The organism is Bradyrhizobium iriomotense (assembly GCF_018129405.1).
GTDB lineage: Bacteria > Pseudomonadota > Alphaproteobacteria > Rhizobiales > Xanthobacteraceae > Bradyrhizobium > Bradyrhizobium iriomotense_B.
This window is the reverse complement of record NZ_JAFCLP010000016.1, coordinates 137,501-152,254: the sequence shown is the minus strand read 5'-3', so window position 1 is coordinate 152,254 and position 14,754 is coordinate 137,501. Positions and strand designations below refer to the sequence as shown.

Here is a 14,754-nt window from a genome sequence, read left to right as displayed (position 1 = left end):
GTCACCTCTGTTGCCCCGGGCCGACGCATCGATCAAAACAGTTCGGCGCCGGCGAGGCACGCCGGCGCCGTGTCATGAAGGCCGCTGCGCTTCAGCCCGGCCCCGCGCCCTGCGTCGCCGTGTACACCGCGTAGAGCGACTGGCTCGCGGCCATGAACAGGCGGTTGCGCTTGGGGCCGCCGAAGCAGACGTTGCCGCAGACTTCCGGCAGGCGGATGCGGCCGAGCAGCTTGCCCTCCGGTGACCACACCGTCACGCCGCTGTAGCCGACGGCGCGGCCGGCATTGCTGGAGGACCAGACATTGCCGTTGACGTCGCAGCGCAGGCCGTCGGGCCCGCACTTCACCCCGTCGATCACGCAATCGCTGAACTTCTTGAGGTTGGAGAGCTTGTTGTCCGTGCCGACGTCGAACACGAAGATCTCGCCCTTGCCGCCGGGGCCGGTGTCGCCCGGTCCCTTGCCGGTCGAGGCGATGTAGAGCTTCTTGTAGTCGGGCGAGAAGCACAGGCCGTTCGGATCGGGCACCTGATCCTCGGTGACGACGAGATCGATGCGGCCGGAGGGATCGATGCGGTAGCAGTTGGTCGGCAGCTCGCGCTTGCCCGGCACGAAGCCGGCCGGCTGTCCGATCCGCGGATTGAGCTTGCCGCCTGTATTGCTCGGACCGCCCGCGACATCGGGCTCGCCTTCGTAGAGCTGGCCGCCATAGGGCGGATCGGTGAACCAGTAACTGCCGTCGGGATGCGCCGCGACGTCGTTCGGCGAGTTCAGCCGCTTGCCCTGATAGGAATCCGCCAGCACCGTGGCGGTGCCGTCATGCTCGTAGCGCGTCACCCGCCGCGTCAGGTGTTCGCAGGAGAGCTGCCGGCCCTGGAAGTCGAAGGAGTTGCCGTTGGAATTGTTGGAGGGCGAGCGGAATACGCTGACGCGGCCGTCGTCCTCGGTCCAGCGCATTTGCCGGTTGTTGGGGATGTCGCTCCAGAGCAGATAGCGGCCCTGTGCGCTCCAGGCCGGACCTTCCGCCCACAGCAGGCCGGTATAGAGGCGCTTGATCGCGGTGTTGGGCTGCGCGAGATCGTTGAAGGACGGATCGACCGCGATGATGTCGGGGTCCCAGAAATAGGTCGTCGGCGCGCCATTGGGGCCGAAATCGCGCGGCGGTGTCGTGATCGTCGTCGGCGGTGCGGCAGGCCCGGTCTGGGCCAGCGCGGGGCCGGCCATTGTGGCCGCGGCGCCGAGCGCCAATCCCCGGACAAGTGTTCGTCGTGAAAGCGCAGCATCCTGCTCACGCTGCTCCTGCTCAGGAGCCTCCTGGCGTGTCATCGCGTCCTCCCGGTTATGTTCGGCTGGCCGGTTGATCCGGCCGAGCGAGGCGAAGGTTAGTCCGGTCCGCGTCCGGTTGCGAGGGGCAGGTTCGCAGCCTCCGCGCGATGCCGCGAGATCGCCGCAACATTGCCGCATTGCGGCTGCGCATGGTGCAGGGCGACAATTGGTCCCGGCCCTCGCGCGGTCAATCGGGGCCTGTTTTGAGACCTGTCAAGCCTTGACCTCGCGCGCGATGCTGGCAGAACGGTGCGCGGGGGAGAAGAGGCCGGAACTCATGGCGGTAGCTGTCGTCGTCCTGATCATGTTGCTCGCGATCGCATTTGCGGCCGGCTATTTCACGCGCGACTACCTGTCCCGCAAAAGGCGGGCGCAAGCACGCCGCTGGCGCGAGTATACCGAGCCGGATTGGCTCAGTGCCGCTGCGCCGGCCAACACCAATGAAGTCGCGAAGAAGGCCGCGCCCGTGGCCACCGGTGAGCTCGGTCAGATGCTGGATCGCTGGGAGAGCAGGGCGCGTGCCCGCCGCGCGGCGGGATAGTCCGAGCGCTGCTCCCGAATTCGGATAAAGAGAATTGTCATCCGAGGCCCTCGCATCGCAGGGACGCGGCGCGACCGAGCTCGCCGGACGAGCTTCGAAGGGCGACGGCCCGGATGCATCTCGGCCGCTCATCCTTCGAGGCTCCCGGCGCGATGCTGAACGCATTGCGCCACTCGCACCTCGGGATGACGGTGCTGATAAGGGCCACCAGCGCCATTGACCGCCAACCAGGTCAGCCATTCTGACCATCTTTTGGCGTTGCAGTTGCGCCCGTTTCTCGTCTAGAAACAGCCGCATCGAGCCTCCCCGGCAACCAACCGTCAACGGTTTTGACCGAGGATTTGAGGGCTCAAAAGGGTCTGGCAATGTTGATTCGCGGCCAAATCGATGGGATTTCGAAGGAGGTGGCTCTGGCCGCCGCCACGATCCCGGCCGCGCTGCCCACCCTCCTTCTTGGCGGGCTTCTTCTTAGCTGCCCCTGAGGGCCGGCTGGGCGCAACGCGCCTGGGCGCTCAGGGGCTGGTCGAGATCACCGGACACCTCAGGCGCCCTGCAGATTGAACGGCGCAAAAGCTCAAAAGGAATTTGAAATGGCCACCGTGAACAAGTCCGAGAAGGACCGCGTCATCATTTTCGACACCACGCTGCGCGACGGCGAGCAGTGCCCCGGCGCCACCATGACCTTCGAGGAGAAGCTCGAGGTCGCCGAGCTGCTGGACGATATGGGTGTGGACGTCATCGAGGCCGGCTTCCCGATCACCTCGGAAGGCGACTTTCAGGCGGTCAGCGAGATCGCCCGCCGCTCCAAGAACGCCGTCATCGCCGGCCTGTCGCGCGCCCATCCCGCCGACATCGACCGCTGCGCCGAGGCCGTGAAGTTTGCCAAGCGCGGCCGCGTCCACACCGTGATCGCGACCTCGCCGCTGCACATGCGGGTGAAGCTGAACAAGACGCCGGAGCAGGTGATCGAGACCTCGGTCGCCATGGTGGCGCGCGCCCGCAACCAGATCGACGACGTCGAATGGTCGGCAGAGGACGGCACCCGCAGCGAGATGGATTTTCTCTGCCGCATCGTGGAATCCGTGATCAAGGCCGGCGCCACCACGGTGAACATCCCCGACACCGTCGGCTACACGGTGCCGGAGGAATACACCCACTTCATGAAGACGCTGATCGAGCGCGTGCCGAATTCAGATAAAGCCGTGTTCTCGGTGCATTGCCATAACGACCTCGGCATGGCGGTGGCGAACTCGCTGGCCGGCATCACCGGCGGCGCGCGCCAGGTCGAGTGCACCATCAACGGCATCGGCGAGCGCGCCGGCAACGCTGCGCTCGAAGAGATCGTGATGGCGATCAACGTCCGCAACGACAAATTCCCGTACTGGAACAAGATCGACACCACGCAGCTCACCCGCGCCTCGAAGGTGGTGTCGGCGGCGACCTCGTTCCCGGTGCAGTACAACAAGGCGATCGTCGGCCGGAACGCCTTCGCGCATGAGAGCGGCATTCACCAGGACGGCGTGCTGAAGGACGCCTCGACCTACGAGATCATGCGGCCCGAGATGGTCGGCCTGAAGCAGTCCTCGCTGGTGCTCGGCAAGCATTCCGGCCGCCACGCCTTCGTGCACAAGCTGGAGGAGATGGGCTACAAGCTCGGTCCGAACCAGCTGGAAGATGCGTTCACGCGGATGAAGGCGCTGGCCGACCGCAAGAAGGACATCTACGACGAGGACATCGAGGCGCTGGTCGACGAGGAGATGGCGGCTTCGCACGACCGCATCAAGCTGACCTCGCTGACCGTGATCGCCGGCACCCATGGCCCGCAGCGCGCGACCATGAAGCTCGACGTCGATGGCCAGATCAAGATCGAGGAGGCCGAGGGCAACGGTCCTGTCGATGCGGTGTTCAACTGCATCAAGCGCCTGGTGCCGCACGAGGCCAAGCTCGAGCTGTACCAGGTCCACGCCGTCACCGAAGGCACCGACGCGCAGGCGGAAGTCTCGGTACGGCTGTCGCAGGACGGCCGCTCGATGACGGCGCGTGCGGCGGACCCGGATACGCTGGTGGCCTCGGCCAAGGCCTATCTCGGTGCGCTCAACAAGATCGTCATGAAGCGCCAGCGCGACACGGTGACGACGGCGGCGGCGAGCTGACGCTCACGCTCCTGATGAAACGGCAAAGACGCGGTGCCCTCGGTACCGCGTTTTTCGTTGATCGCCGTGGCGGATGTTTCCTCCCGGATACCGCTTTTTTGCAGGGAGACCCCTGCTAAGGGGCAATGGCGCCCCAGCCTGCTTCCCGATAAACCTGTCTCCCAAGCATTAAGGCTTGGGGGCCGGCAGTCCGCGCCCCACAAAAACGTACTGGAGGAAGCATGCGGAAACTCATTTGGGCTGCGGCATCGATCACGGCTTTGGCACTGACCGGGCCCGCACTGGCGCAATCGCCGATCATCATCAAGTTCAGCCACGTCGTCGCCACCGACACGCCGAAGGGCAAGGGCGCGGAGAAATTCAAGGAGCTCGCCGAGAAGTACACCGGCGGCAAGGTCAAGGTCGAGGTCTACCCGAACTCGACGCTGTACAAGGACAAGGAAGAGCTCGAGGCGCTCCAGCTCGGCAGCGTGCAGATGCTGGCGCCGTCCAACTCCAAGTTCGGCCCGCTCGGCATCCGCGAGTTCGAGGTGTTCGATCTGCCCTACATCCTGCCCGACCTGAAGACGCTGCGGAAGGTGACGGAAGGCCCGCTCGGCGCGCGGCTGCTCAAGCAGCTCGAGCCCAAGGGCATCACCGGCCTTGCCTATTGGGACAACGGCTTCAAGCAGATGAGCGCCAACAAGAAGCTGGTGACGCCCGCCGACTATCAGGGCGTCAAGTTCCGCATCCAGTCCTCGCGTGTGCTGCAGGCCCAGTTCAAGACGCTCGGCTCGCTGCCGCAGGTGATGGCTTTCGGCGAGGTCTACCAGGCCCTGCAGACCGGCGTGGTCGACGGGCAGGAGAACACCTGGTCGAACATCTATACCCAGAAGATGCACGAGGTGCAGAAGTACATCACCGAGACCAATCACGGCTACATCGGCTACGTCGTGATCGTGAACAAGAAGTTCTGGGACGATCTGCCGGCCGATATCCGCGACCAGCTGTCGAAGGCGATGAAGGAGGCCACCGACTTCAACAACGCGCAGTCGCAGAAGGAGAACGACGACGCGCTCGCTGAGATCAGGAAGAGCGGCAAGAGCGAGATCATCAAGCTCACGGGCGAGCAGGACGAGGCGATGCGCAAGGCGATGGAGCCGGTCTACAAGGACGCCGCGAGCCGCGTCGGCCAACCGCTGATCGACGAATTCTTGAAGGAAGCCAAGAGCACGACGAACTGACTCGCGTGACGCGTGGATATATAGTGCATGAACAAAGGGCTTCCGTGTCGGCACGGAAGCCCTTTCTGTTGCAAATGGTTTCAGTATGCATCTGAACGGACATTCACGGCAGTTACATCTCTGTAAGAACGGCTTCCTGTCCAAGTTGTAAGTTGCGCGTCAGCCTCCTCGCGCTCATCCTCACGCGCATCCTTCCAGAGGAGGTTCGGATGAAGAAGTTCACCATCGCCGCCATCGCCGTGCTCAGCATCGCCGGCTCGGGCGCGGTCTATGCCCAATATCATCGCCCGTGGATGGAGCACTTCCGCCACATCCGCATGAACCCGGAAGACCGCGCCGCCTTCGTCGACGCGCGGATCGCCGCCGTCCATGCCGGGCTGAAGCTCAACGCCGACCAGGAGAAGCTGTGGCCGCCGGTCGAGGCCGCCGTGCGCGAGTTCGCCAAGCTGCGCATCGACCGCGCCAATGCGCGCATGAATGCCGGGCCAGGTGACGCAAACAGGGATGCGGACAAGCCGGATGATCCGATTGCCCGTCTGCGCCAGCGCGCCGAGGACATGGGCGCCAGTTCCGCCGCCCTGAAGAAGATCGCCGATGCCGCCGATCCGCTCTACAAGACCCTGGACGAGGGCCAGAAGCGGCGCCTCGCCGTGCTGACCCGCCACCGCGGCCCGTTCGGCGGCGGCGAGGACGGCCCGTCCCGCCACTTCATGGAACGGGGCATGGACCGGATGATGGAGAGGGGCATGGAGCACTTCCACCGTGACCGTTTCGACCGCGACGGCGGCCTGGACCGGGACCGCGAGGGCCGGCTCTGAGCGAATACGGGATTTCCCGGGGATTAACCTTGGCGAAGCCGCTGGAATCCAGCGGCTTTTCGCTATTTTGGGGCTGTGGAAGAACCTTGGAAAACATGCGCCACATCGCTTGCCATCCCCGGATCGCTTTGCTAAACGACCGGCCTCGCAAGGCTTTGACCGGCCTTTCGGGCGCATAGCTCAGTTGGTAGAGCAGCTGACTCTTAATCAGCGGGTCCCAGGTTCGAGCCCTGGTGCGCCCACCATATAAGATCAAGTGCTTTGAGCGCTTGTGGATCGAAACGCTCCTTTTGGTTGGGTGGTCTGTTTGATCCGTTCTGTCCTCGGCCGAGGACAGGTGCGAAATCGCTCACCGTTTTCTCGCTCTTCGCACCAACCGGATGGGCACGCGGGCTGAGGGTTGCTTTCGGGCGAGGGGTATGCCGGATGCAATGGGCATCGCCGAAGCCCGTCTAGACTGCATTGCGGTCGGGCGAATTCGGCCGATGGCTTGATTTGAAAGCCGCTTTCGCGCGCTCGCGTATGCGTTGAAAGACCACATAGAGCATCGGCACCAGGAATATCCCGATCGAGCTTGCGGCCAGCATGCCGGCAAACACCGCCGTGCCCACCGCGCGACGGCTGAGCGCGGCAGCGCCCGTTGCGATCACGAGCGGCAATAGGCCGAGGATGAAGGCGGCCGAGGTCATCATGACGGCGCGAAAGCGCATATGGGCGCCCTGGACTGCGGCCTCATCGAGCGCCATGCCCGCCTCGCGCTGCTCCTTCGCAAATTCGACGATCAGGATGCCGTTCTTGGCGGCGAGGGCGATCAGGACCACCAGACCGATCTGGCCGTAGAGATCGAGGTTGAGCCCCGCGACCTTGATGCCGAGATAGGATCCGAGCACGCCGACGACGACCGAGAGCAGCACGGGGATGGGGATCACCGTGCTCTCATAGAGCGCGACCAGGAACAGATAGGCGAACAGGACGGCCAGCATCAGCACGATGCCGGTCTGGCCGGCGGCCTGTTGCTCCTGATAGGCGGTGCCGGTCCACGCGAAGGTGTAACCCGACGGCAGCACGGCATCGGAGATCTCGGTCATGGCAGCCATCGCAGTGCCCGAGGAGATGTTCGGCGCCGGGCTGCCGTTGACGGTCACCGAGCGGTAGTTGTTGTAGCGGGTGATGACCTGCGGTCCGGTTACGATCTTCAGCCCCGCCAGCGATCGGAGCGGCACCATCTGGCCGGTGCTGTTGCGCACATAGATTCGCCAGATGTCCGAGGTGTCGGCCCGGTCGAACGCCTCGCCTTGAAGATTGACCTGCCAGGTCCGACCGAACAGGTTGAAATTGTTGACATAGATGCCGCCAAGCGTGGCCTGGAGAGCAGTGAAGATGTCGCTGATGGTGACGCCCAACGCCTGGGCTTTGCGGCGATCGATATCGAGATAGAGCGACGGGTTGGTCGCGGTGAACGTCGAGAACACGCGCGCAAGCCGTGGATCGGCATTGGCGGCGCCGATCAGCGCGTTGGTGACGCTGGAGATCGCGGCTGGAGTCTGTCCCTCCAGCGCCTGCAACTGATACTCGAATCCGCCTCCGGTCGAGAGCCCGATGATCGGTGGCAGATTGAACGGCAGCACGTTGGCCTCTCGAATCTGCGCGCCGGCTGCAAACATCCTGGCGATCAGCGCCTGCGCGGAATCCGCCGCCGCCTTTCTGTCGGCGAAGGGTTTGAGCCGCGCCACCACCAGCGCGCTGTTCGGTTCGGAGGCGCCGTCGAGCAGCGAAAAGCCGATCACCGCCAGGACGTGGTCGACGGCCGGAATCTGCTTGAGGATGTCCTCGACTTGCCGGGTGACCGCGCTGGTCCGCGCCACCGATGCGCCATCGGGCAACTGCACCGAGGTGAAGAAGGCACCCTGGTCCTCTTCCGGCAGGAAGCCCGTCGGCGTGACCAGCGACAGGCCGAAGATCCCGCCAGCAAAGACCGTCACGAGCAGGAGTGACAAGGCGGCCATGCGCACCAGGTGGCGGACGCCGTCGCTGTAGCGATCGCGCACCCAGTCGATCCCATCCAGCACGCGGCCGATGAGACCCCGGCGCGGGCCGCCGTGGCGCAGCAGCAGGGCGCATAGCGCCGGCGAGAGCGTGAGCGCGTTCAATGCCGAGATCATCATGGCGGCGCTGATGGTCACCGCGAACTGACGGAATAGCGTGCCCGAAATGCCGGGAATGAATGCGATCGGGACGAACACCGAGAGCAGCACCAGGGTAATGGCGATGATCGGCGCGGTGATCTGCCTCATGGCCTTCTTGCTGGCCTCCGCCGGCGACAGGTCGGGCTCCTCTGCCATGACGCGCTCGACGTTCTCCACCACGACGATGGCGTCGTCGACGACGATGCCGATGGCGAGCACCATGGCGAGTAGGGACACGGTGTTGGCCGAATAGCCGAAGGTCAGCAGGACGGCGAAGGTGCCCACCAGGCTGACCGGTACGGCGACGGCTGGAATCGCCGTGGCGCGAAGGTTTCCGAGGAACAAATAGACCACGACCACCACGAGGACGAACGCTTCGCCCAGCGTCCGCAACACCTCCGCGATCGTGTCGCGGACGAAACTCGTGGAATCGTATTGCACGAGATAGCTGAGGCCTGCGGGAAACCGGGCGGAGAGCCGCTGCATTGTCTCCGCCACCGCGCGTGCGGTGGTCACCGCATTGGCGCCCGGCGCGAGATAGATCGCGACCGGAACAGCGGCGCGCCCGTCGATCCGCGCTTCGCTGTCGAGATTTTGCGCGCCCATCTCGACGCGGGCGACGTCCTTCACCAGCAGCGATGATCCGTCCGGATTTGCGCGCAGCACGATGTTGGCGAATTGATCGACGGTGGCGAGCCGGCCCAGTGTCTGCACGTTGAACTGGAACTGCTGATCGTTGCTGATCGGCCGCGCGCCGATACGGCCGACGGGAGCCTGGACGCTCTGCGCGCGAATTGCAGCGATCACGTCCGCCGGGGTCAGGCCGAGGCTGGTGAGCCGCTGCGTATCGAACCAGATCCGCATCGAATAGTTCATCTTGGCGAACAGATTGGCCTGGCCGACCCCGGGCGTGCTGGCAATCGCGTCCAGCACGTTGATGATGGCGTAATTGGTGATGAACAGCGGGTCCTGCCGGCCATCGGCACTGTACAGCACCAGAAACTGCAGGATCGACGAGGACCGCTTCTGCACCGTCAGGCCCTGCTGCTGCACCTCCGTGGGCAACTGCGACAGCGCGCTCTGCACGCGATTGTTGACGTTGACGGTGTTGATGTCGGGATTGGTACCGAGCGCGAACGAAACCGTCAGCGTGTAGCTGCCGTCATTGCCGCTGGTCGATTTCATGTACAGCGCGCGGTCGACGCCGATGACCTGAGCCTCCAGCGGCTGGGCGACGCTGCTCTCCACCACTTCGGCAGAGGCGCCGGGGAAGGTCGCGGCCACGGTGACCTGGGGCGGCACGATATCCGGAAACTGCGCCACCGGAATCTGCGTCAGCGCCAGCGCGCCGGCGATGGTGATGATGAAAGCGATCACCATCGATAGCCGCGGGCGGTCGACGAAGATGTCCGATATCATGGGCTGCCGTCCGCCGGGCGCGTCGGGGGACGGGTTGCGTGGTCGGCCAGTGGCGCCGGCCCGCTCGCTGCGCCCTTCATGCTCGACAGGATGAGCGCGCTTGCCGGATCCGGAGTGACGGTCTGGCCGGCACGAACCCGCTGCAGGCCTTCGGCGATCACCTTGTCGCCGGCCGCAAGCCCGTTGATGACCGCGGCGATCGTCGATGTCGATTGTCCGAGCTGAATGCGCCGCTGCTCGGCCTTGTTGTCCGTGCCCACCACGAGGACGTAGTCGCCCCGCTGGTCGGACAGCACGGCCGAGCGCGGGATCGCCAGCACCTCGACCGGCTGGACGCCTTCGAGCACGACGGTCACGAACTCGCCGTCGGTCAGCTCATGGGCGATGACGCCTGCGGCGGATGGAGCGCGCAGGATCGGATTGGCGATTTCGCCCCGCACCGTGATCGTGTCGGTGTTTTGCGCGATGCTGTTGTCGACGAAGTTCAACTTGCCGGACTGGCCGTACATGCGCCCGTCGGGTAGCCGCAACCGGATCACCACCGCCTCAAGTCCGCCCTGCGGACCGTATCGCTCGCGCAGCTCGAGCCCCTGGCGCAGCGGCACGGGAAACGTGACGTACATCGGATCCTGGCTGACGATCGTGGTCAGCACGCCGGACGAGGGGCTCACGATGTTGCCTTCCGTCACCGCCGTGCGCCCGATCTTGCCGTCGATCGGCGCGCTGATCACGGTGTAGTCGAGGTTGATTTGCGAGGCCTGGACCTGGGCCCGTGCGGCCTGCACCTGGGCTTCCAGGCTGCGCTGGTTTGCAATCGCAGCGTCGTAGATCGACTGCTGCCCGGCCGGGCCTCCGAGCAGGGTCCGTGCGCGCTCCGTCGTCAGCCTTGCATTCTCCAGCGTTGCCTCGAGCTGCGCCACCTGCGCCTTCTTGGTCGCAAGATCGGCTTCGAATGGACCGCGCTCGAGGCGATAAAGCTGGTCACCCTTCTTGATCTCGGCGCCCTCGTCGAAGAGCCGCTGTTCCAGAAAAGCGGTGACGCGGGCGGCAACGTTGACCCGGTTGATCGCCTCGATGCGGCCGAGAAACTCGCTGCTCTCGGTGATCGGCCGCCGTGTCGCTTCGACGATCCCGACCGAAGGCGCGGGGGCGGCAGGCTGCGTCCGGGCGGCCCCGCCGGTCAGCACGGTCATGAGACCCGCCGCCAGCAATCGGATCGGGACGTCGGCAAGATTCATCGTCCGCTCCTTGCTCCAGGCTCAGAACAGCGGACTGGGTCACTCCCGGGCGGCCCTGTCGCTCCGCGCAGGTTCGTCGTAGCCCTTGCGATGGCTGTAGAACATCAGCGCGATCAGGCCGCAGCCCGACACCAGGACGAGGACCGCAGCCCCGGCCAGGATGATATTGCCGTAGACCGGCATCGCCGGCGTCGAGCGCCAGACCGATACGCAAAACCAGGTCGCCGCAACGAGAAGCGCGGCCAGCGCGGCGGCGAGGACCCATTGGTAATTGTTGCGCACAATTCCCTCCATCACCTTGGCAAGGGCTCGCGAAGCGTCCTAGCGCCAGCGCCATCCGCAATGACGACGGCCGCGATGCCACCAGCACACCCAGCGGCGACGACGACGCGGCGGTGGGGGACGCCAACCGGGACGCGGCGGCGGGGCGCCCCAGCCCGGGCCTCCCCAGCCCGGGCCGGGTCCCCACTGCGCCGGCGTAACAGGGGTCGCTGGCCCGCCGGCCCGCCCGGGATCGGGATCGACCGGCATCGCCTCGGCAACGCCGATGAGGCGAACGCCGACGGTGCCGATTGCGGCCGCGGCAATGGCATTCGTTGCAAGACCGAGGACGGCACGGCGGTTGGGGGCGTTCATTGTGCTTCTCTCCTTTGTGGTTCGGCCGTCCGCAGCGATTGCAGCGCGTAGAGCAACCATGCGAGCCCATGCGAGATCAGGTCGACACCGAGCAGGAAGCCAAGCGCCCAGACGCTGATATCGGGGAAGCCGAACAGGATGAGCACGCCGGCGATGACGGCAAAGATGCCGGAGATCAGCATCATCCAGCCGTTCTGATGCCAGTAGGCAAAACTCAGCACGCAGCGAATGACGCCGGAGGCGAACAGCACCGCGCCGAGGAAATAGGTCAGGATCAGCGCGCCCGAGGCGGGCTGTGTGAGCAGCAGCAGGCCAAAGACGAGGTAGAGCGCGCCGAGAACGATCCGCCACAGGAAGCCACCCCATTCCTTGGTCCAGAACGCATGCGCGATCTCGAACCCGCCGGCGGCGATCGCGGTCAGTCCGATGAACTTGACGCTGATGATGGTCGCGAACGCAACGTCGCCCAGAGCGAAGATGCCGGCGGCGATCAAGACGGCACCGAGGAGAGCGCAGACCCAGAGTGGCGGAGGGCCCAGCGCCGCGATGCCGGACCGGCTGTCATAGGCTGTCATGCGATCCTCCCGGACGACGATGGTTCCATCGACCGACGGTGAATCCTAGCGGCGAACCCGCCGCGCCGACATCAGACGAAACCCTGAGCCACCGGGCGGGAATGTTCGCATCCCCCATCGGGCTGTATCAGCATCAAGAGCAGGCCTTATTGCGGGCCTCGCGGCCCCAATGTCAGATGGGTCACGCCAGCCGCGAGATTGAGCCCGATCGAACGTTCGATCGAGATCGGCTGCAGCATCACGCTCCTCCGCGAGCCGCCGATCAGGACGTTGGCGCCGAGGCCGGGACCCAATGCAAAATTGCCGCTAGCGCCGACATAGCTGCCGCGGAGCGTGCCGGGGCCAATCCGCGAATTCCGGGCGAAGACCGCCCAGGACAGCGTGCCGGCGCTGGTCACGCCGAGGTCAAGGCCGACGCGCCTGATCCGTCCCTCGTAGGCGTACTGCCGTGGCGGGCGCAGCCCGGTGAACACGCAGCGCATTGCCTGCGTGGATCCGAGCACCAGCCCGACGCGAGGTTCGGAGAAGCACAGCAGCCTGCCAATCCTGAATCTCTCGGCGCGCGCGGACGTGGTGGTGGTGCAAAGAACGGTCAACGCGCAGATGGCCGCAAGACATCGCAATGTTCGCATTCAAGCCTCCGTCTGGTGTTGGGCTCCAGTCGCTGCGCTCGAGGGGCGGCCGTCCTGGCGCAGCCAGAACGAGATCGCGAGACCGATCAGCAACACGGCGCCGAGCAGGAAGAAGAAGATGGACTGCTTCAGCCAGGATATCGCCGGCACGGCCGCGCCCATCGCGAGGCCGAGAAAGGCAATCTGCAACGACAGGAGGCTGACGCCCGCAAGGAACGTGCCGAGCGCAAGCAGCGTCAGCAGCACGAGACCGGTCGCCGGCGTCGGAAGCATCTGTTGAACCCCGGAGACCAGCATGATGTTCATCGTGATCAGGACCGCGATCCAGTGCAGCGCCTGGGTCCACACCAGGCGGATCTGGCCGTCCCTGCCTTCGGTCTCCGGCCATTTGGTGATGACGCAGACCACGCCGATGGCGAGCGCCAGGAACTCCCAATAGCCGACCAGCGGTTGGTGCGAGACGTTCGTATAGGCGACGCCTGCGATGGCGAGCAGCAGCGCGATGGCATACGGAAGCTGCTGCCAGAGAAAATGACCGGCCCCTGCGCGCGTCAGGGGAGGCTCGGGGGCATCGTGTTGCTGTGCATCGATTTCGCTCATGGAGATCACTCACGATATTCCGTTGCCGGCTCGTGACCGTCGCCGAGATAGTCCTCGACGTAGAACCGGATGATCGCGACCCGTGCGACGGCGACGAGCGGCATTGCCAGCGCGATGCCCATGACGCCAAACAGGGCGCCGAGCAGGACGATCGCAACCAGCGTCCAGGCCGGCGGTGTCTCGACCGCCCGGCGCTGGATCAGAGGCCCGATCACGTAGCCTTCGATCGACTGGATGATGGTGTAGACGGCGACGGCCCAGATCAGCAGCGAGGCACCGAGCGGCATCGCGACAAGCGCGATCGGGATCGCGGCGACGATCGGCCCGAGATAGGGGATGAAATTCGACAAGCCCGCCTGCAGCCCCAGCAGGAATGGCCCGGGCAGTCCGATGAGATAAAGCGCGGGCCAGACGCACAGCGTCATCAGGATGATGCGGATCAACTGGCCGACGAACCACAGCCGCATGACGGTGCCGATCTCGTCCATCACGGCGCGCATGCGGGCGCGGTAGGATGCCCTGACCAGCACGACCAGGCTCTCGCGGTAGCTGGTGGGATCGAAGGCAAAGAGAATCCCCAGGAACACGACCACGAGCACGCCGGTCAGAAGGCTCGAGGCGCCCCCCAGCAGGAATTGCGCATGGCTGAGAAACCGGCCCTGATCGGCGAACAGCCATTGGGCGAAGTCGCGCCCCCATTCCGGGCCGAGCAGGTCCACGCCGTAAGACAACAGGTGCTGCTGCAGAATATCGACCTGCGCATCCATGACCTTCAGCAGCAGGCGCGTCTGCTCCGGCAGCTTGCCGGCGCCCCAAACCAGCCCAAAGCCCGACAAGGCCGAGAGCAGCATGAGAACGAATGTCAGACGCCAGATCCGGCTGAGGGGAAGGACCGGCGCCAGAGCTCGCGCTGCGGCATCCAGAAAGGCTGCGAACAGCACCCCCGCGAACACGATGAGGAGGCTGGACACAGTTTGCCACACCAGGAACAGGGCAACGGCTGCGGCGAGCAAAGTGAGGCCGATTGCGAGCAGGCTCGGCCGTTCGGCTTGCCCGGATTCGTCGACCGGGCTCTCGTGCAGAACGACCTCGCGGACCCGCTCTGGTCCGATCCTGGAATCGCTCATTGATCGGTCCGCCGTCATGTGGCCGTGTCTCAGGTGCGAACGCGGCGGCTGCCATAATGCGGATGCTTGCCGCCGCGATGACGCCAATAGCGGTGCTTGACCGGATTCGTATTGGTGTTGGGCCTTGCATCGCTTGGCGCAGCCGCGCCGGACTGCTTCGGTGCCGCCACGGTCCCGTCCTTCTGCGCCACGGAAATGGTCGACGGTGCGGTGACGGCCACCACGGCGCTCAGGATCAAGGAGCGATACACGGTCCGGATGTTCATACTCGCCTCCATGCGG

The 14,754-nt window shown here is 65.2% G+C and carries 14 protein-coding genes and 1 tRNA gene; 5 read left to right on the top strand and 10 right to left on the bottom strand.

The genetic code is table 11. The annotated features are described in order from the left end of the window. Positions 1 to 91: 91 nt before the first annotated feature. Positions 92 to 1,324: an SMP-30/gluconolactonase/LRE family protein gene (locus tag JQ592_RS27710; RefSeq protein WP_211405943.1), complete on the bottom strand. Its 1,233-nt coding sequence runs from the start codon at positions 1,322 to 1,324 to the stop codon at positions 92 to 94. 277 nt (positions 1,325 to 1,601) lie between these two features. Here JQ592_RS27710 and JQ592_RS27705 point away from each other — a divergent pair, with 277 nt between their 5' ends. The 5 genes from JQ592_RS27705 (at position 1,602) to JQ592_RS27685 (ending at position 6,304) form a co-directional block, all read left to right on the top strand. After that, entirely contained in the window at positions 1,602 to 1,865 is a 264-nt protein-coding gene (locus tag JQ592_RS27705) for a hypothetical protein (RefSeq protein ID WP_246820703.1), read from the top strand. Positions 1,866 to 2,455: 590 nt separating this feature from the next. Beyond that, entirely contained in the window at positions 2,456 to 4,018 is a 1,563-nt protein-coding gene (locus tag JQ592_RS27700) for a 2-isopropylmalate synthase (RefSeq protein WP_211405942.1), read from the top strand. A gap of 221 nt (positions 4,019 to 4,239) precedes the next feature. After that, on the top strand, positions 4,240 to 5,241 hold the full coding sequence (locus JQ592_RS27695) for a TRAP transporter substrate-binding protein (protein ID WP_211405941.1): 1,002 nt from the start codon (positions 4,240 to 4,242) through the stop codon (positions 5,239 to 5,241). Positions 5,242 to 5,450: 209 nt separating this feature from the next. Then, positions 5,451 to 6,059, top strand: a complete 609-nt coding sequence (locus JQ592_RS27690) for a Spy/CpxP family protein refolding chaperone (RefSeq protein WP_211405940.1) — start codon at positions 5,451 to 5,453, stop codon at positions 6,057 to 6,059. A gap of 169 nt (positions 6,060 to 6,228) precedes the next feature. Beyond that, a tRNA-Lys gene (locus JQ592_RS27685) sits at positions 6,229 to 6,304 on the top strand. A 207-nt stretch (positions 6,305 to 6,511) separates the two neighbouring features. Here JQ592_RS27685 and JQ592_RS27680 read toward each other — a convergent pair. From JQ592_RS27680 to JQ592_RS27640, 9 genes are all read right to left on the bottom strand, one after another. Beyond that, complete coding sequence (locus JQ592_RS27680) at positions 6,512 to 9,664, bottom strand: efflux RND transporter permease subunit (RefSeq protein ID WP_211405939.1); 3,153 nt, start codon at positions 9,662 to 9,664, stop codon at positions 6,512 to 6,514. Continuing rightward, positions 9,661 to 10,902: an efflux RND transporter periplasmic adaptor subunit gene (locus tag JQ592_RS27675; RefSeq protein WP_211405938.1), complete on the bottom strand. Its 1,242-nt coding sequence runs from the start codon at positions 10,900 to 10,902 to the stop codon at positions 9,661 to 9,663. The genes JQ592_RS27680 and JQ592_RS27675 overlap by 4 nt, the downstream gene beginning before the upstream one ends. Positions 10,903 to 10,941: 39 nt before the next feature. Continuing rightward, complete coding sequence (locus tag JQ592_RS27670) at positions 10,942 to 11,184, bottom strand: hypothetical protein (protein WP_349630502.1); 243 nt, start codon at positions 11,182 to 11,184, stop codon at positions 10,942 to 10,944. A gap of 39 nt (positions 11,185 to 11,223) precedes the next feature. After that, complete coding sequence (locus JQ592_RS27665) at positions 11,224 to 11,538, bottom strand: hypothetical protein (RefSeq protein ID WP_211405937.1); 315 nt, start codon at positions 11,536 to 11,538, stop codon at positions 11,224 to 11,226. Continuing rightward, positions 11,535 to 12,113 (bottom strand): HdeD family acid-resistance protein, encoded by a 579-nt coding sequence (locus JQ592_RS27660; protein WP_211405936.1) that lies wholly within the window; start codon positions 12,111 to 12,113, stop codon positions 11,535 to 11,537. Before JQ592_RS27660 ends, JQ592_RS27665 begins: the two co-directional genes overlap by 4 nt. A 146-nt stretch (positions 12,114 to 12,259) precedes the next feature. Next, a complete protein-coding gene (locus JQ592_RS27655) occupies positions 12,260 to 12,745 on the bottom strand; it encodes a DUF992 domain-containing protein (RefSeq protein ID WP_211405935.1) in 486 nt (161 codons plus the stop codon). Next, positions 12,746 to 13,345, bottom strand: a complete 600-nt coding sequence (locus tag JQ592_RS27650) for a hypothetical protein (protein WP_211405934.1) — start codon at positions 13,343 to 13,345, stop codon at positions 12,746 to 12,748. It lies immediately after the preceding gene. A gap of 5 nt (positions 13,346 to 13,350) precedes the next feature. Continuing rightward, complete coding sequence (locus tag JQ592_RS27645; protein ID WP_211405933.1) at positions 13,351 to 14,472, bottom strand: AI-2E family transporter; 1,122 nt, start codon at positions 14,470 to 14,472, stop codon at positions 13,351 to 13,353. 29 nt (positions 14,473 to 14,501) lie between these two features. Then, positions 14,502 to 14,738 carry a hypothetical protein gene (locus JQ592_RS27640; protein ID WP_211405932.1) on the bottom strand — a complete coding sequence of 79 codons (237 nt, stop codon included), beginning with the start codon at positions 14,736 to 14,738 and terminating at the stop codon, positions 14,502 to 14,504. Positions 14,739 to 14,754 lie beyond the last annotated feature (16 nt).

Bases quoted from the DNA above. Each gene is read 5' to 3' on its own strand.
- JQ592_RS27710 (WP_211405943.1), bottom strand. From the start codon at position 1,324: ATGACACGCCAGGAGGCTCCTGAGCAGGAGCAGCGTGAGCAGGATGCT.
- JQ592_RS27705 (WP_246820703.1), top strand. From the start codon at position 1,602: ATGGCGGTAGCTGTCGTCGTCCTGATCATGTTGCTCGCGATCGCATTT.
- JQ592_RS27700 (WP_211405942.1), top strand. From the start codon at position 2,456: ATGGCCACCGTGAACAAGTCCGAGAAGGACCGCGTCATCATTTTCGAC.
- JQ592_RS27695 (WP_211405941.1), top strand. From the start codon at position 4,240: ATGCGGAAACTCATTTGGGCTGCGGCATCGATCACGGCTTTGGCACTG.
- JQ592_RS27690 (WP_211405940.1), top strand. From the start codon at position 5,451: ATGAAGAAGTTCACCATCGCCGCCATCGCCGTGCTCAGCATCGCCGGC.
- JQ592_RS27680 (WP_211405939.1), bottom strand. From the start codon at position 9,664: ATGATATCGGACATCTTCGTCGACCGCCCGCGGCTATCGATGGTGATC.
- JQ592_RS27675 (WP_211405938.1), bottom strand. From the start codon at position 10,902: ATGAATCTTGCCGACGTCCCGATCCGATTGCTGGCGGCGGGTCTCATG.
- JQ592_RS27665 (WP_211405937.1), bottom strand. From the start codon at position 11,538: ATGAACGCCCCCAACCGCCGTGCCGTCCTCGGTCTTGCAACGAATGCC.
- JQ592_RS27660 (WP_211405936.1), bottom strand. From the start codon at position 12,113: ATGACAGCCTATGACAGCCGGTCCGGCATCGCGGCGCTGGGCCCTCCG.
- JQ592_RS27655 (WP_211405935.1), bottom strand. From the start codon at position 12,745: ATGCGAACATTGCGATGTCTTGCGGCCATCTGCGCGTTGACCGTTCTT.
- JQ592_RS27650 (WP_211405934.1), bottom strand. From the start codon at position 13,345: ATGAGCGAAATCGATGCACAGCAACACGATGCCCCCGAGCCTCCCCTG.
- JQ592_RS27645 (WP_211405933.1), bottom strand. From the start codon at position 14,472: ATGAGCGATTCCAGGATCGGACCAGAGCGGGTCCGCGAGGTCGTTCTG.
- JQ592_RS27640 (WP_211405932.1), bottom strand. From the start codon at position 14,738: ATGAACATCCGGACCGTGTATCGCTCCTTGATCCTGAGCGCCGTGGTG.